This is a genomic window from Collinsella sp. HCP28S3_G2 (assembly GCF_052065125.1).
Taxonomy (GTDB): Bacteria; Actinomycetota; Coriobacteriia; order Coriobacteriales; family Coriobacteriaceae; genus Collinsella.
The window spans coordinates 102,122-128,149 of record NZ_JBQHUO010000002.1 but is presented as its reverse complement, the minus strand read 5'-3'; the positions used below and the strand labels follow the sequence as shown (position 1 = coordinate 128,149).

The following is a 26,028-nucleotide window of genomic DNA, read 5'->3' as shown; positions in this document are numbered from 1 at the left end:
TCACCTACCGGCGCTTGGTAAACACGAACACGCCAATGACCGCAAGCCCGATCACGCCGGCCGCTACGCCGACAATGGCGAGCGGGTTGAAGCCAGACTGCTGTGCCGGAGCCTCAGCGGACTTCTTAGCGGTAGTCGCGGCAGCCGAGCCCGTATCGGACTTGGTGCTGGACTTGCCGGACTTCTTATCAGACTTCTTGCTGTCCTTCTTGTCGGACTTGTCGGAATCCTTCTTGGAATCCTTGCCGTCCTTGGTCTCGGTCGTGGTCGACGACACCGGCTTCTGCCCAGGCGAAACAGCGCCGCCGCTCTGCTGGCCGTTTGTGCCGTTACCGGAGCCAGAACCAGCACCGGCATTACCCGAGCCGCCATTGCCGCTATTGGAGCCAGAGTCACCGTTGCCGCCAGGGGTAACGGCATTCTTGGTCCACTTGGCGTAGAGCGTCATATCGGCCGTCACCGCAGCGCTAAAGTCATACGCCTTTGTGCAAGCCTCATCGGTATACCAGCCACCAAAGGTGTAGCCCTCACGCGTCGGATCGGCCGGTTTGGTGACGGTCGAGCCAGAAGCAGGCGTCTGATCGCCAGTCGCAGAGCCGCCCCGAGCATCAAACTTAACGCGATGGGCCTGGGACTTCACACAGAACAAGTGACCTGAGTCGTTCGTGTAGTAAAGGTTGCCGAACTCGTCGCAGACAACCGACGCCATGCAGTAGTTTGCATAACCAGAACCGGGAACAAACACTTCGGTCGCCTCGGCATCGCCCAGCTTGTACATATACACGCCGCCGCCCGAAGTGTAGTTAGGCCAGTTTCCCTTGGCGCCATTTAGGGTGAAGTACACATATGTTTCACCATCGCGCGTGGAGACGAGCGGCGTGCTCTTCGATTCAAAGCCGAGCTCTTCGCCATCGGCTTTCGTAATCTGCCTCACGCTCATATCAGAAAGATCGATGATCGACAGCAGGCCCTTAGCCTTCCAATTGTTCGCAGTCGCACCGCAAATAAAGGCATATTTGCCGCTAAACACGGGCGTTGAAGTCGAGTATGGGGCAAACTGCACCTTCCCGGCCTCGGTAATAGAGCCATCCGAACCAATAGTCAGCTTGTGCAACGTACCATCGTCGCGCGTGACCGCATATACAAAGCCGTCATGAAGGACAAGCGCCGAACGGATATTGCCACCAGATAGCTTAATCGAACCAACAAGCTTTGACAGATCGGCAGAATACACGCGCACCTGGCCGAAGTCGCTGCCGACAACGTAGTAGCCGTTGACCATCAGACCACCAGACCAGTAGAAGCCGCCATCGGTGACAGAAGCACTGCCGGCAACTGCACCCGTATGAATATTGATGCGCCTGACCGTACCGTTTTGCACGTCATTGCCGGACCAATAATCAAGGGTATTGATATAGACATAATCGCCGTCAACGGTCAGCGAAGACAGGTTCTGGTTCGTAAACGCATCGGAATACCAAAGCGTCTCAAACGTTTTCGCCGAAACAGCCTGCAGATAGCCACCGGAAAGCGGAATCAGGATGATACCCTGAGCAATAACGGGACGGCAGGTACTATCCATGGAAGAGCCAAGTTCAAGCGATCGCACGACGGAACCCGTCTCGGGATCAACCTCGTTGAGGACCGCATTCCACGTCTTTCCATTCCACACCGAAGCGCCCGTGACAAGGTACACCTTTCCATTCGCGACAATGGGGTCAGACGCAGAGGCGCTTGCGCCTGCCTTCTGCTGCTCTTCGGTTAAAAGGTTGAGCGCCCAGGAAGGCGTATCGGTCTTTGTCGTAGGCGTAAGGGCATCCGTTGCGGATCCCGAGCCACCGTTCGCAAAGCCATTCCATGCCGTATCGACATCGGGATGCTCAGCCCCAGGATTGGTGGCAGGCGCCGACGAAGGCTTCTGTATGCCATCACCCTTAACGTAACGGAACTCGACGCAATCGCCGTTCTTAAGGCAATAGCTCGAGGCGCCGAAGTTCGCAAACCCATTGTTTACGTAAAACGACCAGAAGCTGTAAGGCGCGGCGCTCGTTGTGCCCAGCACGCGGCCATCGGGCATCGTCGCACTCGTAAGACCCAAGGCGTTTGCCTCAAGGTTCGTACAACCGGCAGCCGTCATAAGCTGCTCGAGTACCGACTCGGCCGTCGTGTCATCGTCGGCGGGAAGCGTAAGCTCGGTCAAGGGCACCACCGATTGCTCGGTGTAGTTGCCGTCGGCATCACTTGCGGAGACGCCCGTGACCTTGGCCGTCACCGTAATGGTCTTGCCCTCGTTCGGGTTGTCGAGCCCCGTCGTTCCCTTGACGTTTACCGTCGCAGAAACATCCAAGCCGGCAAGCACCGCGTAGTCCGAATTGTCGGGATAGCGCTCGGCATAACGGGCAAAACGCTCACTCTTCAGACGGCCGCTAATCGTGACTTTCGTGTTGTATTCGGGCTGAGTGAGGATAAGATTCTCATGCGCGATAACCCTCGGTTTGCTCGACTTGAGCAAACGATAGGTGTTCTCCGTGCCGCCGGGGAGCTCGCTGAACACGAAGCCGTAATGTCCCGCAGCCTCTTCGGTGGAATAGCACCAGTTAACGCCGAGTCCTTGGCCATACACCTTAAGCGGTGCATGCAGGTTGCCCGTCACGCTGGAGGCATTTTGGCCATCAAGAATACCCAAGTAGAACGAAGACTTCGCAAGGCTAAGGTGGAACAACTCGGCATTGAGCTCGTCCTGATTCTGCGGAGAAATCGCGAAGTCGAGGGTCCTGCTGGCCGTAACTTCGGCGTTAGACTTATCGGTCACCGTAAGGGTAATCTTGGTCTTCGCTGCCTCGGTGCCAGGCAGCGGCTGATAGACCGTGCCCTTGTAACCATTAAACGTAATGTCATCGGTGCTGGCGGAGTACTCGACCTTGTAGTACTTGCCGTCCACGCCGAGCGTGCTCGTGCGCGGCATCTGCAGGTCGGCGGTCAGGCCGCCCTTATCGGCAACCGTGTCGGTGCCGGAATACTTGATATTGTCGTAGATAAAGGCCCCATCGACCTTCGCCTGCAGTGCCTTCTTGTCGGCGGCAACCTTCTCGGGATCGCCCTTGACGGTCACCGTGAAGTCGTGCGATCCGGCAAGCTTGATGTCGCCATTCGTAACCGTAACCTTGGCGGTCAGCGTCACGTCTCGGTCGCTCGATGCGCGCGAGACCTTACCCGTCTTATCTTCCCAGCTAACACCAGAAACAGACAGGCGCTCGGTGTCGGAGCTTGTCCATTCAACAGAGAATTTCTTTGCGGAACCCGCCTTGTGCGGAAGCGTGACATTTTGGGTCACGCCATCGGCGGACTCACCCGCCGCATAGCCAATCTGCAGGGATTCGGCAGCACTGTCAAGAAGGTCTTGCAGCTTAGCCTCGTCCCAAGCAACCTGTACCGACTTGTTGGGCTGGTAAGGCTCAGTCTTGCCATCGCGCGACAGCTCAAACACCACATCGGCGCTACGCAGACCGTCGATGTTGTAACCGGTGTAGTCGTTGGGGTCGATGTAGAAGAACGTCACATCGCCGTTGGTCTTATCCTGGGCGTCGGAGATGCCGACCGTGGCCTTAGCATCCTCGGCCTTAAAGAGCACGCCACCCTCGGAGACCTTAACGTCAACGTCGGTAAATCCCAGATCGGCAAGCTGCGCCTTCAGCGCGTCGTTAACGTTGCCGCCCTTAGCGCTGTAATCAACGGAGATCTGCTTATTGGAATCGTTGAGCTTTTGAACTGCGGCCTCAAGAGAGCCTGCGGCGATCACGGGGTTGGCAGAGACGAGCTCGACCGTCGAGCTGCCGCTCGTGGCGACAGCCTTCAGATACTTGCCCGCGGCAGAAGCCGAGACAGTCGCCTCGGCGCCCGACATATCAGACAGCAGCGTCCAGTCGGCCTCCGGAGCCTTCGCATCGTCCGCCGCATACCAGGCAACAGTCGCCTGACCGGTGACGTCGATACCGTTGGTGGCCGAACCGTCGGCGCGCTTAGCCTGCGCCGTCGCCTTAACGCTATCTCCCGAGACGAGATGGGTCGAATCGCTATTGATCTGCGGCGTAGTGGTCACGCGCAGCAGGTTATACTTCCCCGCCGCGGTAACGCTGTCCGACGAAACCCATTCAACCGTGTTGTCGAGAGCGTTCGCCGTGACCTTGATCCTCTTGCCGACAAGTGCATCCGTAAGAGTCAGGCTGCCGTCGGTCGTATCGATGCCGTCGGTGAGCTCTGTCCAATCGGCATCGCCCTCGCCCTTGGCATACCACGCCATGGTGAGATCGGCATCGTCGGGCACGTCCTTCGTCGAGCCCGACCAGCTGCCCGGAACCTGCACGCTCGGCGTGATCTTTGAACCCACGCTCAGCGTAACGTTCTTATCGGCAAGCTCAATGCCCGCCAGCTTGTACTGACCCTTAAGCGTCACGGGGCCGAGCGGGGCAACGGACTGCGTGCCGCCGTAGGAGCTCTTCTTCTGCGTGCTGGAGACGGTATTTTCGCTCGTAACCTTCACGCGCAGGTACTTGCCAGCATAGGCGGCGTCAACGGTATAGGTCGCCTCGGTAGCACCGGGGATATCGGTATAGGCGGAGTCGTAGCTCGAGCTGCTGTTTGCATACTGCCACTGGTAGGTCACATTATCGGTGCGGTCGATATAATGATAGTTGGAGCCGTCCTTTTTGCGCACCTTAGTCTTGAGCGTATCACCCACACGTACGCCGTTGGTGGCGGGAGAGCCCTCGAACTGCACGTCGTAAAGCTCAACTTGGCCAGCGACGGAGACAGGACCCGCCGCATAGTACGGCTTCTGCTCGCCATAGCCGCCGTTGGCCTTGGCCACGACGTACCAACCCTTAAGGGCGGCGGTCACCGTCAGGGTGTTACCGGTCTCACCCTCGATAGGCGTGTTACACGAGCTGGCGGTATTCGACTTGCCCTTGTACCACTGCCACGTGACATGCGAGTCGGAGGTAACGTCGGTGGAGCCCGCCTTGGCGGTCGCCGTAATCGTGGAACCGACCTCGACTTTGCCCGAAGTCGGGCTCATAGTCACGCTCGTGACATTAATTGAACCAGCAGCAGCGACGAGAGCGCCCGTCGAGTTGGTCAAGCTCGAAGAGCCGATCTTCGAGGACACCTTGCACTTGAGGTACTTACCACCCAAAGCGTCGGTAAGCTCGAGGGTCTCACCCGTGGCGCCCGCAATGTCGGTATACGTGCCACTCTTAGTGTCAGAGCTCTGCCACTGGAAGTTGAGCTTGCTCGCGTCGACGAACGCGCCGTACGCGCCGCCCTTCTCCTTGGCGCGGGCCTTAGCGGTATCCCCCACCGCAAAGACGCTCGTGTTGTCCTTGGTGTTAACGATGGACACGGCCGAAATCTCAACCGCACCGGCCTGCTTGACCTTGCTGGAAGTGGTCTTGTTCACCGTGTTGACGCCAGCGTTGGCCTCAACCCTGATGTACTTGCCCTCAAGGTCGTCGGTTACCGTGAGGGAAGCGCCCGTCTCGCCCTCGATCTTGGTAAAGCCCGAGTACTGCGAGGTAGAAGCGGACCACGTGTAGGCAACCTTGGCGTCGGCGGGGGCTTGCTGATAATAGCTTATGTACGGAGTCGCCGTCAGGGTATCGCCTATGCTCGGCGTGTCGCTATTCAGCTTGACGCTGTTAAGCTCCATCTGACCGGCGCCCAGCACGGGACCGGGGATGTTGTTGGCATTGATACCCGAGCCGTACGAAACCGAGGGGCCGAAGTAATCCTTGCCATCAACCGTTACCTTGCAGATGAAGTATTTGCCTTCCATCGCGGCGGTGACGGTGAGCGACTGCTCGTGGCCTACGACCTCGGTGTAGTCGGCGACATTGCTGCTGGCCCTGGTCGTGCCGGCGAGCCAGGTGTAAGTCCAGGTGCCGGGATTGGCAACGGACTCAGTCGAAGTGCCGTACCAGTCGTCCTCGACCTCATCGTACATATTTGCCCAGAGCGTATCGCCCGCGCTGAGCGCGCCCGACTTCGTGGAATACGAGTTGCCCTCATCCTTGGAATCCTGGATGAAGACCTTGGCCTCGCTGGAAAGCGTCGTGGCGGACGCAGCGGCAACGGCGTTCTTTTGATCCGAAGCAGCAGGCACCGCGGGAGAGCTCTCGGACTCAGTCGCGTTGTCTGCAGCGGTGTCATCGCCATTCGCGGCACTCGCAGTTGCACCCTGATCAGCGTCGGCGCCATCGGCAGCAGCGTTCGCCGCCGCGCTGTTCGCGCCGCCTTCGGCCGCCGCGCCCTCGCCGCCCGTCGCAGCCTGAGCCACGGCCTCGGCAATGCCCTCGGCGCCCTCGGCCCAAAGTTGCGCCGGTGTGGTGCCAAAAGCCATGGCAAAAGCCAGGAACGCCACCAGACCGCGCTTGGCCATGCCGCGGGCAATCGCTCCATGACGACGCCACGAGGCGCGCTGGCGCTCGTCCTCAAACATATCCATTTGTCTCCTACTGTCTGCACTTGGAGCATTGCCCAGCGGCTGCCCCACGTCATCGCGCACATTGCGCTCGAGTACCCCCATCGGGGTCCCCCTTCCCTCCAGAGCCCAACGCGTACCGGCGGCATGCGCCGCGGCCGCGTTCAAGATGGGAGGCGATCCGACTTAACCTTACCGACCCGGGCGCGCCGTCCGATCTGCGGCGCGGCCATCCCGGGCCAAGAGGAATTACGGTTACTGGTACAGCCGGGGACTTGCACCCCGATTCTCCCAAACGCGCAGGAAAACCGCGCATTCGTGCGTCTCCGCACCACCATCTAGGCCATCGATTATTACTGTCAATATGGTAGCACGCAAAAGGGCCCCGCACGCAGGCGAAGCCCAAGGTAAAAGCTATGGTTTGCGATAGGAGAATGCGGTGACGGTCGCAGTCTCTACCGCTTGCCGCCGTGACTGTTACGCCAGATCTCGCGGCCCAGCATCAGCGCCAGCGCCAGCGCACTCACGTAGCCCATAAAGCCAATGACCGGAATACCGAACACAACCGGCTCGATGCGCGCGTAGTACACCACCGACGAGCCGATAAACAGGCCGGCGATCACAATTGCCATCGACATGCGGTCGATAATTCCACCCAGCTGTCGCAGCGCCTTATCGCTGCTCATAATCTGCGTGTTCACCTTAAGCTGGCCGCGCGTGAGCATGCGCGACGCCAAGCCCAGATACTCGGCCGCCTCGAGCGAGCCTTTTGCCGCGCGATAGCTGCTCGCGGCAAGATCGCGCCCCATTTCGCGGACGCGCGCATAGGTGCTCTTCTCGTTTTTGATGTGCGCCTGGATGATCTGAATCATGTTGACGTCGGGCATGTACTCGGTCAGCAGACCCTCGAGCGTCACCATGCCGCGCGCGAACATCGTCACCACGCTCGGCAGCTCAACGTCGTTTTTGCGCGCCAGATTTAACAGCGAGGTCAAAAACTCGCCGATATCCAGGTCCTTAAGATCGAGCCCTGCAAAGTCGGCGACGATAAAGTCCAAGTCGGACAAAAAGGCCGAATGGTCGAGCTCGGCAGAATCGCCGCGCGTCACGGCAAAGCGCATAAGCGAATCCTTGAGCTTGGGAACGTCACCTTCGGCCACGGCGAAAATCATGTCCTTGACGATACCGCGGTCGTGACTCGACATGCGCCCGACCATACCCAGGTCGATAAAGTAGACAATGCCGTCTTTGAGGATGATGTTTCCCGCATGCGGGTCGGCATGGAAAAAGCCATCGTCGAGCACCTGCGTCGAGTAGTCCTCGACGATCGCGGCGCCAATCTTTTCCAAGTCATAACCCTCGGCCTCAAGGCGCTTGGGATCGGCAATGGAGATGCCGTCGATGTAGTCCATGACCACGACGTGTTCGGTGCAAAGATCCAAGTAGGATTTGGGACACGAGACGCCATGCACGCTTTTGTGGAAGTCATAGAAATCGTTGAGGTTTTTGGCCTCGGCCAAAAAGTTGGTCTCCTCGCGAAACGAGGTCCACAGCTCTTCGACCACGCCATGCAGGTCCACAAACTGATCGGTGTTGACGAACTTGGAAACGATGCGCACCACCGAGCGAATGATGTCGATGTCCTGAGCCATCACCTGCTGCGCGCCGGGGCGCTGCACCTTAACGGCCACGTCCTCGCCAGTCACCAGACGGGCGCGGTGCACCTGCGCGAGCGACGCGCTACCGAGCGGGTTGGGGTCAATCGCGTCGAATATCTGCCCCAGGCGCTGGCCATATTCCTCTTCCAAACAGCGGAGCACTACCTCATACGGCACCGGCTCTACGTCGGAGCGCAGACGGCGCAGCTCGTCGCAAAACCGCTGCGGCAAAATCTCGGAGCGGTTAGCCAGAATCTGCCCCATCTTAACGAACATGGGGCCGAGCTCTTCGAGCAGACGACGCAGGCGCACCGGCGTGAGGTTATCCCACACGCGGTACTTTTTGATCAGGCGAACGATCTGCCCAATGCGCTCACGACGGCCTGCCGGCGTGAGCTGGTATTCCTCGTCCGGCGCCATCGCGTCGGGCTCCTCAGGGACCATATCGACAGCGCGCGGCTTCTTGCGAGCGCCCGAGACGGCGGCATCGACCTCGTCGACAACCGCCGCCTCGTCACCCAAGGGATCTAGATTGTTGTAATCGGTGGTGGAATCTGCCATCTGCGCTGCTACTCGGCCTCTTCGGCGTCCTCTGCATCGTCGGGCTCAACAGACTCGACGGGCACCGAGGTCACGTTGTCCTCGACCGAATCGACGATGTCGCGCACATGGGCCAAAAAGGCCGTGCGCTCGGGGGCGGTCATGACGCGCACGCGGGCGAGGATGAGCTCGTCGAGCACGCGCTGGGCCGCAGTCTCGCCCTGCATGCCCAGGCGCTCGGTAAGGTCGGAGATGGTGCCGCCGGCCTGTTCGAACATGTCGGACACGCTGCGGGCGATATCGGGGGTGCCGGCGTCCTTGCGCACCTGCTCGCCCTTGGCATTGAGGTCGTCGAGGACCTTCTTGCCGCCCTCGACGGCAACGGCGGCGGCGCCGAAGCCCACGTTGATGGCACCGTTAACAAGCTGATCGAATTTCATAACCATGGTTGGCTCCAATCGTGAACAACTTCATTGGCCTACTTGTACCCAAGATTGGGCAAACGACACAAAATCGTTTGTCGCCGGGATAGAAATCGAGCGAGGCAAAGCCTTTGACGGCGTTTGCCCCGCTCGTTCGCTGCAATGTGGCTTTTACCTAATGTTATCGTTCATCGCGAAGGAATTCTTCATGGCACAGCTCGTGGTGTAGAGCACCTTGCCCAACAGGGCATCGGTCTCCACGCGCACAAGCTCGGCAAAGGCCTCGTTGGCACGGGCGAGCTCGGCGGGCACCTCGGCCTCGGGCAGTACGGATACGGCAGCGTCAACGTCGTGAATCTGCTTGTGGCCCATGCCGCCGACCTTCTCCTGATAATCCTCGACCGCGCGACCGCACTCATGGAAGCGAACATCGGCCAAGGCGCCAATCAGGCGATTTGCCCAATAGAAATTCTCGGACGTCACGCGAGCCTGCGTGTCGGCATAGTACTCGGGCATGGTCTCGACATTGGCGTACAGCGGCACAAGCGCGTTAAACGAGTTGGAGCCAAACGCCATCCACTGCACGGCGCGATACGCCGGCTGCGCATAGGGGCGCAGCTGCAGCACGGCGAGCTGGCTGTTGCGGTTGATGCCGATGGGACGATAGGCGCCGCGCGTGGCGGGCGTGCCCTTGCTGCCGTAGCAGTCGTACTCCGTGCCCTGGTAGTGGCTCGAAAGCACGTACTTGATGTCCTCGAGGGTCACCTTGCGCTCGGGCACGCGACTCCAGGGAATGTCGTCGCTCTCGGGCGTGTAGTCGGCGTCGGGACCGTCCCACACATCGCTGGGGTTGAGGCAGCGCTGCATGTACCAGGCGCGCGGCGTGTTGTAGACGTGATCGCTGTCGCTGTGCGAGCCAAAGGCCTCGCGCGGGTTAAAGACCGTCGCCGGACCGTCGCCCTCGACACCCAACGTCAGGTCCAGATGCCACTCGGCCATCCAGGTGCGTAGGTCGGCCGAGCACATGTGGTCGACCTGCGCGCCCTCGGCGTCGTCCAAGTCAAAGCTGTCGATACCCAGCTGGTTGGGCATGGTCACATAGGCGTCGTCGGGTACGCGCTTGGCGATCCAGTGGTGGCCGCCGATGGTCTCGAGCCACCAGATCTCGTCAACGTCACTAAAGGCGATGCCGTTGTTCTCGTAGGTGCCGTAGCGCTCGAGCAGCTCACCCAGAATACGCACGCCGTCGCGGGCAGACTTGGCATACGGCAGCACCAGGGTCACCATATCCTCCTCGCCCAGACCACCGGGCTGCGCCGGCGCATAGCCGTCCTCGCCCTCGTTACCCTTGGCGGGCACGAAATCCACGAGCGGATCGGCGCCGCGGACGCGCTCGTTGGTGGTGAGCGTCTCGGTTGCGGACATGCCAACATTGAGCTCGTTGAAACCGGCCTCGGCCCAAATGCCATGACCCGGGACAACGTCGGGGACGCTTGTGTAGCGCATGGGATTGTCGGGCAGCTCAACGGTCAGGTGGCTCAGGACACTCGTGTAGACACGCGGCTGCTCGTCGGGATGCACTACGCGCATGCGCTTGGGCTCAAACACCCCATTGGACGAGTCCTCGTTGCGGGCAACCAGCGTCGACCCGTCGTAGCTCGCGTTCTTACCGACCAAAATCGTTGTGCACGGCATGCGCATCCTCCTTGAGCGAAGAAATCAAACGGCAACAGTGTATCGCTTCGGTGCAAAAAGGGCGAAACCACAGCCTCGGCAGCCCCCGTGGTCAAAAGCCTATTTCGATGTGCGCTCGACCGCTTCGATCACGTGTTTGGCGAGAATCGCGGTGGTCACAGCCCCCACGCCGCCCGGCACGGGCGTGATGGCGCCAACGATTGGCTCCGCAGCATCAAAATCGACGTCGCCGACCAGCTTGCCGGCGGCCTCGTCCCAGTTAATGCCCACATCGATGATCGTCTGGCCCTCGCGAACCGCATCCGCGCCAATCGTGCGCGCGCGCCCAACGGCCGCAACCACAACATCAGCCGCACGACACTCGGCAGCAAGGTCGCGCGTATGCGTATGGCACGTCGTCACCGTGGCATTGCGAGCCGTAAGCATGGCGGCAACGGGACGGCCAATCACCAGAGACCGACCGACGACCGCGACCTTGGCCCCATCCAGCTCAACACCGTAATGGTCCAGCAACGCCAACACGGCCTCAGCCGTGCAAGGAGCAAAGCCCTCGCCTCGCCCCGAAAGCGTGGTAAGTAGCGAGGCCGGCGTCATGGAGTCGACATCCTTGGCGGGATCGAGTGCCGCGGCAACCGCATCCTCGTCAAGCCCAGCGGGCAGCGGGCGAAACACTAGGCAGCCATGAACGGCGGGGTCGGCATTGATGTCCTTAATAGCCGCCAGCAGCTCATCCTGCGAAGCATCGGCAGGAAGCAAAACGCGGCGAGCATCGATGCCAGCCTTTTCACAGCGCTTGAGGGCGCCGCGCTCGTACGACAGATCGTCCTCGCGCTCGCCCACACGAACGATGGCCAGCGTCGGCACAATGCCGCGTTCGCGCAGGACGGCGCAGCGAGCAGCGAGCTTCTCGGTCAAAGCACGGGCAACAGGGGCCCCTTTGAGCAGCTCTGCCATGGCTATCCCCTCTTCCTGGCTGCGTCGGCGGCACGGCGCGCCAGCGCATCGGCACGCGGCAGCCACGTATCCAGCAGTTCATCGCACGCCGCCTCGAGCTCCTCGGCGCGTGCCCGGTCTTTCATAGACGTAGTGTTGGCAAAGAGCGTCAGACTCGCGCCCTGCATGGCGGCGCGGCAGAACACGGCACCGCACGCCACGTCGGACAGCAGCTGGCGCGACCCCTTGTCCGCCATGTCCTCGAGCAGCGCCAGCGCGCGCCCGCAGGCATCCATGATCCGATACGGCGGCATGGCCGCCACGCGCAACGCGTCCTGAATCGCCGTGGGTCGAGCCGGATCCTCGCGCGAAATACCGTACGCCGCAGACACCTGGCCGTACGCGCGAACATCCTCGGCGACCAGACCCACAAGTTCCTGCGCCAACTCATCCGCCTGGGCAAACGCGTGCGCCAAATCGTCCGCTCGATCGGCAAGCGCGGGATTGGTCGCACCGTAGCGGGCAACCATCCCGCAAAGTGAGGCTCCCAGCGCGCCCACAAAGGCGCTCGCGCTGCCGCCGCCGGGAACCGGCTCGCGCGCGGCAAGCGCCTCGGCAAATCCGCGACAGGTTTTATCCATCATCTCTTGGCTCATGTGCATGCACCCTCAATGCTTGCCAAGCTAATCGGACAGTCGGCTCCGCCCGAACGCATCGTGTATTTCGTGGTGCCTAGTCTAGCCCATAAGAGCATTCGCGTCAGTGCGCCCAGTTATCGCACTTTTCTATGGCGGGCGATAGGCGCAACATCGCTGCGCTTATCGCCAAGCAATTAATCCCGACCCCCTGTCAAGGTCAGTCTTGCGCCCAGTCCATTGAGCCATAGACACGCCAAGTGCCATCGCGCAAACCACACCGGCAAAACGAATGTATCTTTGTTGCACAATCCGATGCAACAAAGACGCAGGTATGCGGAATAAATATGTAAGAAGCGCGAGAAAGATTGGCGTACCGATAAAGGTGCGAAATAGAGGTTTAGTAAAATGTCAGAAGTTCTATAATATTAATGCTGATTTAATACTTTTAGAGTCGAAGGAGTCTCAGCATGAAGTCGTTTTTGAAAACGGCCTCTCGTGCGGTCGCAGCGCTGTTTGCCGTTGCGCTCGTCACGATGGGCGTAGCATCGCCTGCTTTCGCAGACGACGTCACCAGCACGATTACCAATGCCCGCACCGGTAAAACCTACGATAAACTTGCCGACGCTACCGCCGATGCGCAGACCGGCGACACCATCCTGCTCGGTGAGGGCAACTACACCCTTTACAAGGTGAACTCCGAGGGTCACACCAAGGGCAAGGATCTTACCTTTGAGGGTCTGGGTACGGACAAAACCGCATGGAACATCGGTGCGGAGGTTCCCGATCCTGCAAACTATGGTACCGAGTACAACGGCGACTATTCCTTTGACGGTGCCGGCACCGTTACGTTCAAGAACATGAAGCTGCGTTCGGGCTCTGCGAACTATCTTGGCTTCATTCGTGCCGACAAAACCGTGGTAGACAGCTGCATTGTTAATGGCAAGACGTTCTACTGGGGTTATTCTTCCGCCGAGTTCAGGAACACGACGTTCAACGCCCCGAATGGCGATTACGCCATCTGGACGTACAGCTCGCCGACCATGACGTTTGACAGCTGCACCTTTAATGCCAGTGGCAAAGTCATCAATGTCTATACCGATCACAGCGCGGGCAGCCATGACATTACCGTTAACGTGAATAGCTGCACGTTCAACTCGAAGGCGCTTATGGGCATTTATAAGCAGGCGCTCAATATCAACGATTCGAACATGGGGAACTATAAGTACGATATTTACGTGACCGGAAGCAATAAGGTCACGGCCGAGCGCGACAACACCACCTGCTCGCAGCTCTTTGGCTTTGGTGGCAAGCCGGGCAACAACACCGGCCGTACCGATGTCACCATCGACGGCACGAAGGTGTGGTCCAACAAGACGATGCTCACCCACAGTTACACCGACGGCGAGCACGACAACAAATTCAATGTCACCTACACCGAGTGGGCCTCTGACAATGCCGGCACTTGGACTCGCACGGGAACCCCTAAGTGCGAGTACTGCGGCTTCGTCAAGCCTGATTTCGTGGAGAAGGCCTACGATCTCTCCTACGACCTGAACGGTTCCGAGGATAAGCAGACTGCCGATTTCGCACCCGCTGAGTGCAAAATCGAGGCCGAGGTTACGGCCGAGCAGCCGGTGCGCAAGGGCCACTCCTTCGTGGGCTGGAACACCGCAAAGGACGGCTCCGGCACAAGCTATGCCGCGGGCGACAAGGTCGAGCTTTCCGCTCCTGTGACGCTGTTCGCCCAGTGGAAGAAGGACGAGCCCGCGCCCAAGCCTTCCGACAACAAGCCTGCCGGCAAGCCTGCAAATAAGACCAAGGCAAACAAGCAGGATCTGCCCAACACGGGTGACGCCTCAGCCAACATCGTCGCTGCTATGGGCATCATGGCAATCGCCTGCTTTGTCGCCAGCGCTGTCGTGTCTAAGGTTCGCAAGTAATTTCAACTTCGAAACACGCCGCAGCAACTTGTTGCAACGCAAAGGGGTCCGCACCGCAAAAGGTGCGGACCCCTTTTTACACAAAAAGCTGTGGCGAGGCGCCCACGATGACCAACCGGATGCGTCCGTCGTCAAGATCCGCAGCCCCGGCTACGCTCCGCCCCACCGCACCAAACATGGGACCAGTGGAAGGACAGCAGCACCGGCCCTCCCCTCTTTTGCGCCCAGACATATTGCCACTTAACGGCGCAAATCCGGCCATCAGAAAGGGACACATGGCCCACCCTAGCGAGCCGTCCACGCGTACAGTAAAGGCAGGTAATCCATGGGCGGTTACAGATGAGGAGACACGACCATGAAAAAGAAGGCCTTTGCGATTCTCACCCTCTGCATCAGTCTCTTTGCTGCAGTTGCCCTGGTAGGTTGCGGCGGAAGCGGTGGCGCTACCGGCAGTGACGATGGCAGCGGCGCGGAAAAGCCGGCCGTGGATATGAGGACCGACTTCATCTGGTTTAAGGTCGAGGTCCCCGAGGGCGTCGAGATCACCGACGTCGCAGGCGACACCGCCGATAGGGCCCAGTTTAAGTTCACCGAGAGCGAGCACGCCAGCGACCGCTTCATCCCCGTCTTCGACTCTGACAAGAACGCCGACGAGCTGTTCGACTACGAGGCAAAGTGGAAGGCCAACTCCGGATGGACCGAGAGCGATCCCGTTAAGTACAACGGCAAGACCTGGCGCAGCGCCTACTTCACGCACTCGGGCGGCGTGACGACCGAGTACTTCACCGACGTTGACGGTGGCAGCGTGTATGTGCGCATCGACAACGTAGAAGAGCACAAGGACGCTGTCGAGACCATGATGAAGTCCCTGGAGTTTGCCGATGACATCGCCAAGGCCAAGACCGAGGCCATGGACGTCAAGCTCGACGATATCGAGATCAAGCGCTAAAGCTCCAACGGCATGCAGCAGCGCCGTTTTAGCTCAGCCGGGATGCAAGGTGTGACTCCTTGCATCCCGGTTTTTTGTGTTCGAAAGCGCCCGGTCACATCACCATATTGAGCACGTTGACGAATTCCTGCGCCTGGGAGCGGCTGCTCAGGCTAAAGACACAGGCAGTCAACAGCCGGTTACGTAGAAAAACGTCGCGGTCCTTGATCCTGTTGACCCTTTTCGCGGTCGCGCGCAGAACACCAAATCGTGTCCGCACGAGCAAATAAACTAATACCACAAGGAATATAAGCCGCCATCCAAGGATGGCGAAGTGAGACAAAGGGTTAGCAATAGCGAAGATTTAAGTCTAAAACCCTTAGGAAGTGCTAATATATAGTTATTGAAAGAGGCTAAGATGCAGAGACGCGAATTGATTCGCATCCTCGAAGAAGCCGGCTTCATCTCGAAAGGAGGCACTAATCACGAGAAGTTCGTCAAAGGAGATAAACTCGTGCTCGTGAAACGCCACCGAGAGATTGAGGATCAAATTACCAAAAGAATCTTAAGGCAGGCAGGACTTCGATAGCTCATCCTCATCACATTTCGCATCGAGTTTTAGAGGAGGTCTTACATGGTTTACATATGGGAATTCGAGTTCTTTGATTCGGACGGCGTTGTCGACGCTGTGCCATGTGGCTCGCTGGGCGGAGGTGGAACGTTCGGATCCGACCTAAACGACGCTGTCGAAAGCGCCGCTGATTTTCTCGCATGCATGGTCGATGACCACCTAATGGGCGGCGTCGACCTGCCTGCGCCGGACTTTGGCCACGAGCCGCAGCACGGTGGCAAGATTATCGCCGTGGCCGTCAGTCGCGAACTCGGCGACATCCCCGCCGTCACCGCAGCGGATGCCGCGCGTATGCTCGGTGTTAGCTCAGCACGGGTATCGCAACTGATAAATGCAGGACTGTTGGATTCATGGAAGGATGGCACCAAGCGCATGGTGTCCAAAGCTTCCATCGAGGCACGACTCGCCGACGCACCAAAGGCAGGGCGCCCAAAAGAGGTCCCTATTGCTGTATAAAGCAATAGCGTTGCGGGTTTTTTCATTTGTCAGATTAGCTGACAAGCTCTCTCAATTCGGGACTCGCTGCGTCCCGAATTGAGCTGGACACACTGCCGCAGGTAGCCGCGCATCCTCAATCCAAAGTACGAGAGGTGTTCCCATGACAGACAGACCGAAAACAACGCTACGCGACTGTATTTACGGGCTTGCCGTCGGCGACGCGCTGGGCGTTCCTTACGAGTTCAGGCCCCGCGACACGTTCGAATGCACGGACATGATCGGCTACGGCACGCATGGGCAGCCCGCCGGTACCTGGAGCGACGACACATCTATGACGCTTGCCACCTGCGACTCGATTAGGGAGCTCGGGCATATCGACACCGCGGACATGCGCGACAAGTTCGTAGGCTGGATTGCCCGTGGCGAGTATACGATTGACGGTGTTTTCGATTATGGCGGCACGACCGCCCGCGCCCTGCACGCCGGCAAAGGAGGCTCTGGCGAGCGCGACAACGGCAACGGATCGCTCATGCGCATCGCGCCCTTGGCGTTCACCGATGCGACAGACGAAGAGATCAGCAAGGTCTCCGCGATCACGCACGCTCACAGAACGTCGACCGAGTCATGCGTCACGTTCATCGAGCTGATGAGGTCCGCGATGGACGGCGCGCTTCCCTCATGGGTGCTCCAGCTGAAAGACGTGCCCGAGCGTGAAATCAGGTCTGGCGGCTTCGTGCGCGACACCCTTAAGGCCGCCAGCTGGTGCTTTGTCAACACTAACAGTTACGAAGATTGCGTCCTTGCCGCCGTCAACCTGGGCGACGACACCGACACCACCGCAGCCGTCGCAGGCGCCCTCGCCGGCACAGCCTACGGCATGGACGCAATTCCGCAGGAGTGGATCGACACCCTGCGCGGCAAAGAGCTGATTGAGAGCTGCTTGTTTTAGATCGCGGCGGCAACAGAAACAAGCCAGGAGGCATCATGGAGAGGAAGACTGTACACATAGATGAGTTCCAAGTGGACGAGCACGAGATTCCGCTACTCCCAGCAGGGCTGAAGGAGGAAGGAGACCTCTATGTCCTCCCCGACGGGCGTTATCTTCCCTGCGGAGTCTACAAGACCGCGGACGGCGACTTGCTCCTCTATGAGCCATCCGAACTTAGTTTCTTCGGGCAGATGACTACCCAATTCAAAGAGAGCTAAAGGCTTGATTGCCCGTTAGATCGACACTGTTCCAAACCAGGGGATGGGTGGAGAAGGGGGTCATAGAAAAGGGCCGGTTGCAGCCGGCCCTTTAGACATTAGCTCCTGCGTTGCCCGCGTCTCCGAAGTTTAAGCGCTGAGGAGCGGGTTCCGCGGCACACCTTGATTTTACACGGTGGGGCGGCTCTTTTGCAGCCGTCCCACCGTTTATTTAGATCTACTACGACGGACAGCTCGCACTACTGCGCACTGTCCCGTACCGCCCCCCTACTTACCAAATATCGCGCCAAACAAACCCTTGCGTTTGGGCTTCTCCTCTCGGTAGGAGCCCTCGACTGCCGCTGCCACCTGGCGCGGTTGCTCGCCGCCTCCGCGGCGCACGATCTGGTACAGGAAGGGCGATTTAACGTATTTGACCTCGATGGGTGTGGCGTGCACTGTACTTTCGTTCGATAGATGCAGGCTCGGGTTGAGCGGTGCCACCACATGCGTCTCGCGCTTGTTGCTAAACACCACCGCGGCCGCGCGGCCCGTCTGGCCGTTTACGGCAATGCGCACCTGCTCGCCATCGCGGCTGTCCGACGCGGGACGGTCGACAAAGTAGACCGGCACCATCACCAGGCCGTCCTTATGCTTGCGGGCCTTGCGCGCCCACGTGCGGATACTCTTTTTATTGAGCCCCAGCACCGCCTCGGCATCGTTGCCGGCAATGTCGAGCGCCAGCTTATCAATGACCACCTGGTCCTTGGTAGATGCATCGACGGAAACGACGCGGAAGTCGCCTTCCTGCATGGCGGGATCGAACGGCCCCACCTTGGCAAAGTCCCACGGCTCCAAAATGCCCATAAGACGAACGTCCAGGTAGTTTGCCCGCGGATATGCCCAGTCGAGCACCTCGTAGTACACCAAGGTCTCCTTGCTCAGCCCCTTGCCCGGGAAGGACGCCATCATGCGCAAATCCGCGAGCGCCATGGGAAAGTAGAAGAGCATCATATCGTTTTGGATCGCGTCTTCTACATCGTGACCGGCAAAGGCTTCCGCATACTGGTGCACCAGCTGCAGCGCGTTGGCACGTGCCTGCTGCGGCGAGATTTCGCATGGAATACCCTGCTCGGGTACATACTCCGCGCCAACGCCCATGGTCAGGCGCTTGCTAAAGGTACCGGGCTTGAGTAGGTCTGCAACGCCGATCTTATTGCCGCAGGACGGGCACTCAAACACGCGCTGAGTGGACTCGCCTTCAAAGGATGCGCCACAGAAGGGGCACGGGATGCTCACGTGCGTGGCCTCCTGGAACTCCTGCGCCGTGCCGCGGTCCTCCCACAGTAGATGCTCCAGAACCGACTGGTTGCGCCAGTGCGTATTAAAGAAATACCAGTCGGGGTCCACCGGGCGCTCGAGCTGCGACACATGGGTGAGCTTAAGCAGCCCATCGACAACCGTCAGCGGCGCATGGCGAATGCCCAGGGCGCTCTTGGGCTCCCCCGCATCGGCCTGCCACGGAACGACCGTGCCGCAATAGGCGCACTCAAAGCTGCGTTTAGCCTGGTGCGAGTACATGGGGCCGCCGCAGTTTTGGCATTTAATGGCAAACATCTCGTCCATGGATACGTCCTCCTTTACGCAGGGGCTGTCGACATTAAGTATGTCGAGCAGGCAGGCACATGCCCATACCCATGTGGCCCAAAATGGAGCACCCGGTCGGACAAAAAGCCCCGCTCGTTAGCTCCCGCAGACCATTACTGCATTTTCTGAGCATCGGCGCACGGCGCGCCCATGCGAGCTACACTATCCCCTTAAACGAGGATGCGAGGAGGTACGCCATGCTATTTGTAAATCGGCTGGTACATACACTTGTTCCTGGCAGCGAGGGCGAGCCGGTCGATGCATCTTGTCGCACCAACGCGGGCTTTGCCGCAAGCCTCATTTGCATTGGCCTCAACATTACCTTGTGCCTGGCCAAGGGCATCGCGGGTCTGCTCGCCGGCTCTGTCTCGCTTGTCGCCGACGCCTTTAACAACCTCTCCGACGCCTCGAGCAACATTGTGAGCTTGCTCGGGTTCCGCCTTGCCAGCCGCCCGGCAGACGAAGGCCACCCCTATGGCCACGGCCGTTACGAATACCTCGCCGGCTTGTTTGTCGCCGTCCTCGTTTGTGCCGTCGGCATCAACCTGGTGCTCGAATCGATCTCCAAGATCATCAAGCCCTCCCCCACCGCCTACACGCTGGTCTCCCTAGCAGCCCTCGTCTTATCCATGCTCGTCAAATTATGGATGGCCGCATTCAACCGCGCGCTGGGCGACCGCATCGACTCGGAGACGCTCATCGCCACAGCGCAGGACTCCAAAAACGACGTTATCACCTCGGGCTCGGTCTTGGCGGCGGCGCTTATTTCGCAGACGACCGGCTTTGACCTCGATGGCTGGGCAGGCCTGGGTGTGGGCATCTTCATTTGCATCAGCGGCATGGGCCTGGTGCGCGACGCCATCAGCCCGCTGTTGGGACAAGCGCCCGACCCCAAGCTCGTCCAGGAAATCCGCGACAGGATCATGTCGTACCCCCAGGTCTTGGGCACACACGACCTCATGGTGCACGACTACGGCCCCGGCCGTCAGTTTGCCAGCGCACACGTAGAAATGCCCGGCGAGGGCGATGCCTTTGAGCACCACGAGATCCTGGACGCCATCGAACACGACATCAAACGCCAGATGGGCATCGACATCACGCTGCACTGCGACCCCATCGCCACCACCGGCGACGACCTGCGCGGCTGGGTCAAGCGTGGCGTCATGCAAATCGATCCCGCGCTCTCCATCCACGACCTGCACGAACACGACGGGTTCGTTTCGTTTGACCTGGTGCGTCCCGACGGCTTTCGCATCTCCGACGACGAGCTGTTGGAGCGCGTAACGCATATCGTGCACGAGCGCAGGCCCGATGCATCATGCGTTGTCACGTTTGACTCGGGCTTTAGCTCGCCCGACCGTCCGGCCGAACAGCTGTAATCGACAGCAAAACGGGACGCAGGACCGCCGACCAACGCGCATATGCGCCCGGTCACGCGATCCTACGTCCCGTTTTTGTTTGCACCGCTAAGGCTCTAGCCGCTCGGCCGCTAGTTTCCCTGCGCGCCCGAAATGCCATTTTGCAGGGCATCCCAGGCGTTCGTTGCCATATCACCCAGATTCTGAGCAGTATCACCGAGGTTCTGGGCTGTGTCGCCCAGCTCTTGCGCCTTATCCCCAAGCTCCTGTGCCTTGTTGCTCAGGTCCTCCAGCGTGTTAGAGCTCGAGCTGTCCGTGGTGCCCTGGTCGCCGGACGCATTGCCCGACGAGCCGTCCTTGCGCGTAAGCTGGACCTCAAGGTTGCCGTCAGCGTTGTAGTAGGCAGATGTGACGACCCAGTTGGCATCGACGACGGGCGTCGAGCCGTCGTCGGTCAGAATCACGGCATTCGAAAGATCGGCCCCGCGCGACTTGAGAATCTTTTTGGCGTTAGACCAATATTGCCCCGGGATATCGCTCAGGTCGACGGTGCCGGACTGGGCAGTCTCGGTCTGCTCGGCCGTGGTATCAGTCGTGGCGCCCCGCTTGTTGAGCATGCCCGACACGATGGCAAACACAACCGACAAGGCAAAGAAGATCGCCAGCACGATGAGGATCTTCTTAATCACGCTCGACGAACGCGAAGGCTTCTTCTCCTCGTCCTCGCCATACTGGGGGATGGACTTGGGATACTCACGATACGGCTCGCGCGCGTATCGGTCGTGCGACTCGTAGCGCGGCTGTGCCGTGCGCGGCATATATGTCGTCTGCTGAGGTTGTGGAATGGGATTTTGCAACAGGTCATCATAAGGGTCTACCGCCGCGTTGCCGTAGGGGTTCTGCGATGAGACACCATGCGGGTCCTGCGCCGCGTTTCCGTAATTCACAACGCGCGTGGGATCGGCCGGCACCTGCGTCGTATCGGGGGCAGCGTAGCCGGGATTCGGCACGATACGGGTCGTGTCGGCGCTACCGCCGGCCTGTGCGGAGCCATATCCGCCCATCACGGTCGTCTTATCCTGGTCCATGCAACGATTCCTTTCCGTCGCCCGTAAGCATCAAGTTATCCATGCATTCTACCCGCGTACAAGCCTATGACAGGCTAAGCCCGTCGGTATCTACAAGACGTGTGCGGGCCTAAGGATCAAAAAAGCCCCGCCGGGCTTTAGGAGCACGGCGGGGCGGGCTAGCGGCTATGAGCAACAGGCTTAGAACAGACCGGTGATGTTGCCGTCGTTGTCGACGTCGATGTTCTCGGCCGCGGGAACCTTGGGTAGGCCCGGCATGGTCAGAACGCTGCCGGTCAGCGCGACCACAAAGTGGGCACCGGCGGAAACCTTGAGCTCGCGCACGGTGATGCGGAAGCCCTCGGGCGCGCCCAGAGCCTTGGCGTTATCGCTGAAGCTGTACTGGGTCTTGGCGACGCACACCGGCAGGTTACCAAAGCCGTTCTCGCGCAGCTCGGCGAGCTGGCGCTTGGCAGCCGGCGTAAAGTCGACGCCATCGGCGCGGTAGACCTTGGTGGCAACGGCCTCCAGGGCGTCGGCCACATCGGCACCGTCCTCGTAGGCAAACTTGAGCTCGCTCGGCTGCTCGATCAGGCGCATGACCTCATCGGCCAGGTCGAGCGCACCCTCGCCGCCCTTAGCCCAAACCTCGGACAGCTTAACGTTGACGCCGAGCTTCTGGCACTCGGACTCGATGAGCGCAAGTTCGGCCTCGGTGTCCGTCGGGAAGCGGTTGATGGCGACCACGCAGGGAAGACCATAGACGTTCTGGATGTTGTCGACGTGGCGCAGCAGGTTGGGCATGCCGGCCTTAAGGGCCTCGAGGTTCTCGTCGTTGAGGTCGGCCTTGGCGACACCGCCGTTGTACTTAAGCGCGCGGGCGGTGGCGACGACCACGACAGCACTGGGGCGAACGCCCGTCATGCGGCACTTGATGTCCAGGAACTTCTCGGCACCAAGGTCGGCGCCAAAGCCGGCCTCGGTAATCGCGACGTCACCAAAACGCATGGCCATGCGGGTGGCCATGATGGAGTTGCAGCCGTGGGCGATATTGGCGAAGGGACCGCCGTGGACAAACGCGGGCGTGCCCTCGAGCGTCTGCACCAGGTTGGGCTTGAGCGCGTCCTTAAGCAGCGCAGCCATGGCGCCCTGAGCCTTGAGGTCGCGGGCGCGGACGGGCTCGCCGGCATAGCTGTAGCCGACGACGATCTCGCCCAAGCGCTCTTTGAGGTCGTTGATGCTCGTGGACAGGCACAGGATTGCCATGACCTCGGAGGCAACGGTGATATCGAAGCCGTCCTCGCGCGGCACACCCTGGGCCTTGCCGCCAATGCCATCGATAACATGGCGCAGTTGACGGTCGTTCATGTCGACGACGCGCTTCCAGGTGATGCGCTTAACATCGATGCCGAGCTGGTTGCCCTGCTGAATATGGTTGTCGAGCATGGCGGCCAGCAGGTTGTTGGCGGCACCGATAGCGTGGAAGTCTCCGGTAAAGTGCAGGTTGATGTCCTCCATGGGGATGACCTGGGCCCAGCCGCCGCCGGCGGCACCGCCCTTGACGCCAAAGACGGGGCCGAGCGAAGGCTCGCGCAGGGCAACGGCGCTCTTGACGCCGCGACGACGCAGACCGTCGGCCAGACCGATGGTCGTGGTGGTCTTGCCCTCGCCTGCAGGCGTGGGATTGATAGCGGTCACGAGGACAAGCTTGGCCTGGTGATCGGTCGGCTCGTTGAGCAGTGAATAGTCGACCTTTGCCTTGTCGAAGCCGTACGGAATCAGGTGCTTAACGTCGACGCCGGCGTTCTTGGCCACCTCGGTAATAGGCAGCGGCGTGACGGAACGTGCGATTTCGATGTCAGTAGGCATGGGCGGTCCTTTCGTTACCGGATGAGAAAAAGACCAATTCAGCATAGCACGGGCGCGCAATAGTAAAACGCCCATAACCGATGAACGGCGATATGTTTATCCAATGCCCAGCGATAGCCTACAGATGCGCTAAAACAAGCCCATTCCTACAGGGTCGGCTCGATACCCAAATGCTCGAATGTGCGCAGGGTTGCCTGACGGCCCTGCGGCGTACGAATCATCAACCCGCACTGCAACAGGTAGGGTTCGTAGACATCTTCGAGCGTACCCGGGTCCTCGCCCACCGCGCTGGCAAGGGTCGTCAGGCCCACGGCACGGCCGGAGAACGTCTTGGCGAGCGTCTCCAAGATGCGAATGTCCATCCAGTCCAGACCAAGCTCATCGATCTCAAAGAACTCGAGCGCCTGACGGCAGATATCAAGCTCAATAGGACCGTTGCCGCGCACCTGGGCGTAATCGCGCACGCGCTTGAGCAAGCGGTTGGCAAGACGCGGCGTACCGCGCGAGCGCGAGCCGATCTCGAGCGCGCTCAGATGGTCTATTGTCACGCCCAAAATGGTTGCCGAGCGCGTCACAATCTGGGCAAGCTCCTCGACCGTGTAGTAGTCCAGGCGATACGAAATACCAAAACGGTCGCGCAGCGGGCCGGTCAGCATACCCGAGCGGGTCGTTGCCGCCACCAGCGTAAACTTGGGGATATCCAGGCGAATCGAGCGCGCCGCCGGACCTTTGCCAATCACGATATCGAGCGCAAAGTCCTCCATCGCGGGATACAGGACTTCCTCGACCGAACGGTTGAGGCGGTGGATCTCGTCGATAAACAGCACGTCACCCGGCTGTAAGTTGGTAAGGATGGCCGCCAGGTCGCCGGTGCGCGCGATGGCCGGGCCACTCGTCGTCTTAATCTGAGCGCCCAGCTCGTTGGCGATAACGGTAGCCAGCGTGGTCTTGCCCAGACCCGGAGGGCCCGAGAAGATCACGTGGTCGAGCGTCTCGCCACGGCTCTGCGCCGCCTCGATCAGCACGCGAAGGCTCTGCTTGATATGCTCCTGACCGCAGTAGTCGTCCAGACGCTGGGGGCGCAGGGTACGGTCGACATCGAGGTCCTCGGGCGTCAGCTCCGAGCCCACCATGCGCTCGCCATGCGCCATGGATGCCGCCGGCGAGCTGCCGGGCGTCGCCCACAGGTCCTGAGAGTCATCGGCTTCCCACATCACGCATCCATTCCGAGTCGCTTAAGCGCCGCGCCGAGCAGATCCTCGACACGCATATCCTGCCCATCATACCCGCTCAGAGCAACATCGGCCTCCTGCGGGCTAAAGCCCATGGAAAGGAGTGCCGCGCGGGCATCATCGATGGCCGAGGGAGCGGCAGTGGGCACGGGCATCGCAACCTGTCCGGGAATCACGTCGACCGGCACAAAGCCCTTATCCTTGGCAAAGGTACTCTTGAGCTCCAGGATGAGGCGCTGAGCTGTCTTTTTACCCACACCGGGTACCTTGGCCATGCCCTTGTCGTCCTCGGCCATCACCAGCGAATACAGCTGCCCCACGGTATAGGTGGAAAGCACGGCGAGCGCCAAGCGCGGGCCAACGCCCGAGACGGACACGAGCCGGTCGAACATCGTGCGCTCGTCCTTGGAGGCAAATCCAAAGAGCGTCATGGCGTCCTCGCGCACCTGCATACGCGTGTAGAGGCGAACCTCGCCGCCGGGCGTCGGCAACGTGGCCGCAGTGCTGCCCGAGATGCCGAGCTCAAAGCCCACGCCCGACACATCGACGACAGCAGAGCTCATCGTGGCCTCGACAAGCGTTCCGTGGAGCTGGGAGATCATCAGTATCCGGTTCCTCTCTGTTGATAGAACTCGCCGCCGGTAAGCGCTCGGGTGCGGCTGAGGTTAACGTGGCAGATGGCGCAGGCCAGGGCATCGGCGGCATGGTCGGGGTGCGGGTCGTGATCGAGCTGCGTAAGCGTACGCACCATGTAGGCGACCTGTCGCTTATCTGCGGCGCCGGTGCCCACAACAGCCTGCTTAATCTGCATGGGCGTGTATTCGCCAATCTCGAGCGCGCACTCCGAAAGCGCCACAAGCGCAGCGCCGCGGGCATGCGCCGTGGGGATGGCCGAACGAACGTTAGCGCCAAAGTAGATGCTCTCGATAGCAGCGGTATCGGGACGATAGCGTTCGACAACGCCCTTGAGGTCGCGGGCGATATGCGACAGGCGCACCGCGAGCGGACTTCCAGCACTGGTCTCGATGCAGCCATAGGCACGACAGCGAACCTCGCCACGTCGCTCCTCGATAATCCCCCACCCCGTATGGGCCAAACCAGGGTCGATACCCAAGATAACCAAGCCAACCTCCCCTCGTCACAAGCGCAGCGCAAGGCAAGGCCCCACGCACTATTCACGAACGTCTGTTCTAGAATAACACAACAGCGACCGTATCTGGCAAGCAAGGTCGAACCATAGGTTGAGCATAAGTCAGCGAGCGAGTCCCTGCCGTGGCAAGGTGTCGCGAAAGAGGAGCGCCGCGTACTTCTGTACGCAAGCGACGGTTTGAGCGGCAGATGGCCCGGCAGGGGCTCGCGTAGCGTCGACTCG

The 26,028-nt window shown here is 60.2% G+C and carries 19 protein-coding genes; 7 read left to right on the top strand and 12 right to left on the bottom strand.

All coding sequences use genetic code 11. The features are described from left to right. Nucleotides 1-4: 4 nt before the first annotated feature. The 6 genes from ACTNB2_RS02280 to ACTNB2_RS02255 all read right to left on the bottom strand — a co-directional run bounded on the left by ACTNB2_RS02280 (nucleotide 5) and on the right by ACTNB2_RS02255 (nucleotide 12,379). Nucleotides 5-6,499 (bottom strand): InlB B-repeat-containing protein, encoded by a 6,495-nt coding sequence (locus ACTNB2_RS02280; RefSeq protein WP_441044677.1) that lies wholly within the window; start codon nucleotides 6,497-6,499, stop codon nucleotides 5-7. 431 nt (nucleotides 6,500-6,930) lie between these two features. Further along, on the bottom strand, nucleotides 6,931-8,694 hold the full coding sequence (locus tag ACTNB2_RS02275) for an ABC1 kinase family protein (protein ID WP_441044676.1): 1,764 nt from the start codon (nucleotides 8,692-8,694) through the stop codon (nucleotides 6,931-6,933). A gap of 8 nt (nucleotides 8,695-8,702) precedes the next feature. Further along, the gene (locus ACTNB2_RS02270) at nucleotides 8,703-9,119 is read right to left on the bottom strand and encodes a hypothetical protein (RefSeq protein WP_154515830.1); all 417 of its coding nucleotides are present in this window, start codon (nucleotides 9,117-9,119) and stop codon (nucleotides 8,703-8,705) included. A gap of 147 nt (nucleotides 9,120-9,266) precedes the next feature. Next, on the bottom strand, nucleotides 9,267-10,790 hold the full coding sequence (locus ACTNB2_RS02265; RefSeq protein ID WP_441044675.1) for a C69 family dipeptidase: 1,524 nt from the start codon (nucleotides 10,788-10,790) through the stop codon (nucleotides 9,267-9,269). Nucleotides 10,791-10,889: 99 nt separating this feature from the next. Further along, entirely contained in the window at nucleotides 10,890-11,744 is an 855-nt protein-coding gene (locus ACTNB2_RS02260; RefSeq protein ID WP_441044674.1) for a bifunctional 5,10-methylenetetrahydrofolate dehydrogenase/5,10-methenyltetrahydrofolate cyclohydrolase, read from the bottom strand. Between the two features lie 2 nt (nucleotides 11,745-11,746). Then, a complete protein-coding gene (locus tag ACTNB2_RS02255; protein WP_441044673.1) occupies nucleotides 11,747-12,379 on the bottom strand; it encodes a cyclodeaminase/cyclohydrolase family protein in 633 nt (210 codons plus the stop codon). 449 nt (nucleotides 12,380-12,828) lie between these two features. On the opposite strand from ACTNB2_RS02255, the gene ACTNB2_RS02250 reads away from it, so the two are divergent. The 6 genes from ACTNB2_RS02250 to ACTNB2_RS02225 all read left to right on the top strand — a co-directional run bounded on the left by ACTNB2_RS02250 (nucleotide 12,829) and on the right by ACTNB2_RS02225 (nucleotide 17,504). Then, on the top strand, nucleotides 12,829-14,301 hold the full coding sequence (locus tag ACTNB2_RS02250) for an InlB B-repeat-containing protein (protein WP_441044672.1): 1,473 nt from the start codon (nucleotides 12,829-12,831) through the stop codon (nucleotides 14,299-14,301). 355 nt (nucleotides 14,302-14,656) lie between these two features. Beyond that, a complete protein-coding gene (locus tag ACTNB2_RS02245; RefSeq protein WP_441044670.1) occupies nucleotides 14,657-15,250 on the top strand; it encodes a hypothetical protein in 594 nt (197 codons plus the stop codon). Between the two features lie 397 nt (nucleotides 15,251-15,647). After that, nucleotides 15,648-15,818, top strand: a complete 171-nt coding sequence (locus ACTNB2_RS02240) for a type II toxin-antitoxin system HicA family toxin (protein WP_427795745.1) — start codon at nucleotides 15,648-15,650, stop codon at nucleotides 15,816-15,818. Between the two features lie 45 nt (nucleotides 15,819-15,863). Further along, complete coding sequence (locus tag ACTNB2_RS02235; protein ID WP_427795744.1) at nucleotides 15,864-16,316, top strand: helix-turn-helix domain-containing protein; 453 nt, start codon at nucleotides 15,864-15,866, stop codon at nucleotides 16,314-16,316. A gap of 142 nt (nucleotides 16,317-16,458) precedes the next feature. Further along, nucleotides 16,459-17,247: an ADP-ribosylglycohydrolase family protein gene (locus ACTNB2_RS02230; protein WP_441044666.1), complete on the top strand. Its 789-nt coding sequence runs from the start codon at nucleotides 16,459-16,461 to the stop codon at nucleotides 17,245-17,247. A gap of 35 nt (nucleotides 17,248-17,282) precedes the next feature. Beyond that, nucleotides 17,283-17,504 (top strand): hypothetical protein, encoded by a 222-nt coding sequence (locus ACTNB2_RS02225; RefSeq protein WP_441044664.1) that lies wholly within the window; start codon nucleotides 17,283-17,285, stop codon nucleotides 17,502-17,504. A 267-nt stretch (nucleotides 17,505-17,771) separates the two neighbouring features. Here ACTNB2_RS02225 and ACTNB2_RS02220 read toward each other — a convergent pair whose 3' ends face one another. Continuing rightward, on the bottom strand, nucleotides 17,772-19,109 hold the full coding sequence (locus ACTNB2_RS02220) for a hypothetical protein (protein ID WP_441044662.1): 1,338 nt from the start codon (nucleotides 19,107-19,109) through the stop codon (nucleotides 17,772-17,774). Between the two features lie 218 nt (nucleotides 19,110-19,327). Between ACTNB2_RS02220 and ACTNB2_RS02215 the strand changes: the two genes are divergently transcribed. Further along, the gene (locus tag ACTNB2_RS02215) at nucleotides 19,328-20,509 is read left to right on the top strand and encodes a cation diffusion facilitator family transporter (protein WP_441042061.1); all 1,182 of its coding nucleotides are present in this window, start codon (nucleotides 19,328-19,330) and stop codon (nucleotides 20,507-20,509) included. 110 nt (nucleotides 20,510-20,619) lie between these two features. Here the strand turns inward: ACTNB2_RS02215 and ACTNB2_RS02210 are convergent, their stop codons facing one another. The 5 genes from ACTNB2_RS02210 to ruvC all read right to left on the bottom strand — a co-directional run bounded on the left by ACTNB2_RS02210 (nucleotide 20,620) and on the right by ruvC (nucleotide 25,779). Next, nucleotides 20,620-21,576 carry a hypothetical protein gene (locus tag ACTNB2_RS02210; RefSeq protein WP_441042063.1) on the bottom strand — a complete coding sequence of 319 codons (957 nt, stop codon included), beginning with the start codon at nucleotides 21,574-21,576 and terminating at the stop codon, nucleotides 20,620-20,622. A gap of 180 nt (nucleotides 21,577-21,756) precedes the next feature. Beyond that, nucleotides 21,757-23,424 carry a formate--tetrahydrofolate ligase gene (locus tag ACTNB2_RS02205; protein ID WP_427794639.1) on the bottom strand — a complete coding sequence of 556 codons (1,668 nt, stop codon included), beginning with the start codon at nucleotides 23,422-23,424 and terminating at the stop codon, nucleotides 21,757-21,759. 146 nt (nucleotides 23,425-23,570) lie between these two features. Beyond that, entirely contained in the window at nucleotides 23,571-24,638 is a 1,068-nt protein-coding gene (gene ruvB / locus ACTNB2_RS02200) for a Holliday junction branch migration DNA helicase RuvB (RefSeq protein ID WP_441042065.1), read from the bottom strand. Further along, nucleotides 24,638-25,258 carry a Holliday junction branch migration protein RuvA gene (ruvA, locus tag ACTNB2_RS02195; protein ID WP_427747730.1) on the bottom strand — a complete coding sequence of 207 codons (621 nt, stop codon included), beginning with the start codon at nucleotides 25,256-25,258 and terminating at the stop codon, nucleotides 24,638-24,640. Before ruvA ends, ruvB begins: the two co-directional genes overlap by 1 nt. Continuing rightward, nucleotides 25,258-25,779: a crossover junction endodeoxyribonuclease RuvC gene (gene ruvC, locus ACTNB2_RS02190; RefSeq protein ID WP_035137351.1), complete on the bottom strand. Its 522-nt coding sequence runs from the start codon at nucleotides 25,777-25,779 to the stop codon at nucleotides 25,258-25,260. Before ruvC ends, ruvA begins: the two co-directional genes overlap by 1 nt. Nucleotides 25,780-26,028 lie beyond the last annotated feature (249 nt).

Excerpts from the sequence above, each read along its gene's own strand:
- ACTNB2_RS02280 (WP_441044677.1), bottom strand. The coding sequence starts at position 6,499 with ATGGATATGTTTGAGGACGAGCGCCAGCGCGCCTCGTGGCGTCGTCAT.
- ACTNB2_RS02275 (WP_441044676.1), bottom strand. The coding sequence starts at position 8,694 with ATGGCAGATTCCACCACCGATTACAACAATCTAGATCCCTTGGGTGAC.
- ACTNB2_RS02270 (WP_154515830.1), bottom strand. The coding sequence starts at position 9,119 with ATGGTTATGAAATTCGATCAGCTTGTTAACGGTGCCATCAACGTGGGC.
- ACTNB2_RS02265 (WP_441044675.1), bottom strand. The coding sequence starts at position 10,790 with ATGCCGTGCACAACGATTTTGGTCGGTAAGAACGCGAGCTACGACGGG.
- ACTNB2_RS02260 (WP_441044674.1), bottom strand. The coding sequence starts at position 11,744 with ATGGCAGAGCTGCTCAAAGGGGCCCCTGTTGCCCGTGCTTTGACCGAG.
- ACTNB2_RS02255 (WP_441044673.1), bottom strand. The coding sequence starts at position 12,379 with ATGAGCCAAGAGATGATGGATAAAACCTGTCGCGGATTTGCCGAGGCG.
- ACTNB2_RS02250 (WP_441044672.1), top strand. The coding sequence starts at position 12,829 with ATGAAGTCGTTTTTGAAAACGGCCTCTCGTGCGGTCGCAGCGCTGTTT.
- ACTNB2_RS02245 (WP_441044670.1), top strand. The coding sequence starts at position 14,657 with ATGAAAAAGAAGGCCTTTGCGATTCTCACCCTCTGCATCAGTCTCTTT.
- ACTNB2_RS02240 (WP_427795745.1), top strand. The coding sequence starts at position 15,648 with ATGCAGAGACGCGAATTGATTCGCATCCTCGAAGAAGCCGGCTTCATC.
- ACTNB2_RS02235 (WP_427795744.1), top strand. The coding sequence starts at position 15,864 with ATGGTTTACATATGGGAATTCGAGTTCTTTGATTCGGACGGCGTTGTC.
- ACTNB2_RS02230 (WP_441044666.1), top strand. The coding sequence starts at position 16,459 with ATGACAGACAGACCGAAAACAACGCTACGCGACTGTATTTACGGGCTT.
- ACTNB2_RS02225 (WP_441044664.1), top strand. The coding sequence starts at position 17,283 with ATGGAGAGGAAGACTGTACACATAGATGAGTTCCAAGTGGACGAGCAC.
- ACTNB2_RS02220 (WP_441044662.1), bottom strand. The coding sequence starts at position 19,109 with ATGGACGAGATGTTTGCCATTAAATGCCAAAACTGCGGCGGCCCCATG.
- ACTNB2_RS02215 (WP_441042061.1), top strand. The coding sequence starts at position 19,328 with ATGCTATTTGTAAATCGGCTGGTACATACACTTGTTCCTGGCAGCGAG.
- ACTNB2_RS02210 (WP_441042063.1), bottom strand. The coding sequence starts at position 21,576 with ATGGACCAGGATAAGACGACCGTGATGGGCGGATATGGCTCCGCACAG.
- ACTNB2_RS02205 (WP_427794639.1), bottom strand. The coding sequence starts at position 23,424 with ATGCCTACTGACATCGAAATCGCACGTTCCGTCACGCCGCTGCCTATT.
- ruvB (WP_441042065.1), bottom strand. The coding sequence starts at position 24,638 with ATGTGGGAAGCCGATGACTCTCAGGACCTGTGGGCGACGCCCGGCAGC.
- ruvA (WP_427747730.1), bottom strand. The coding sequence starts at position 25,258 with ATGATCTCCCAGCTCCACGGAACGCTTGTCGAGGCCACGATGAGCTCT.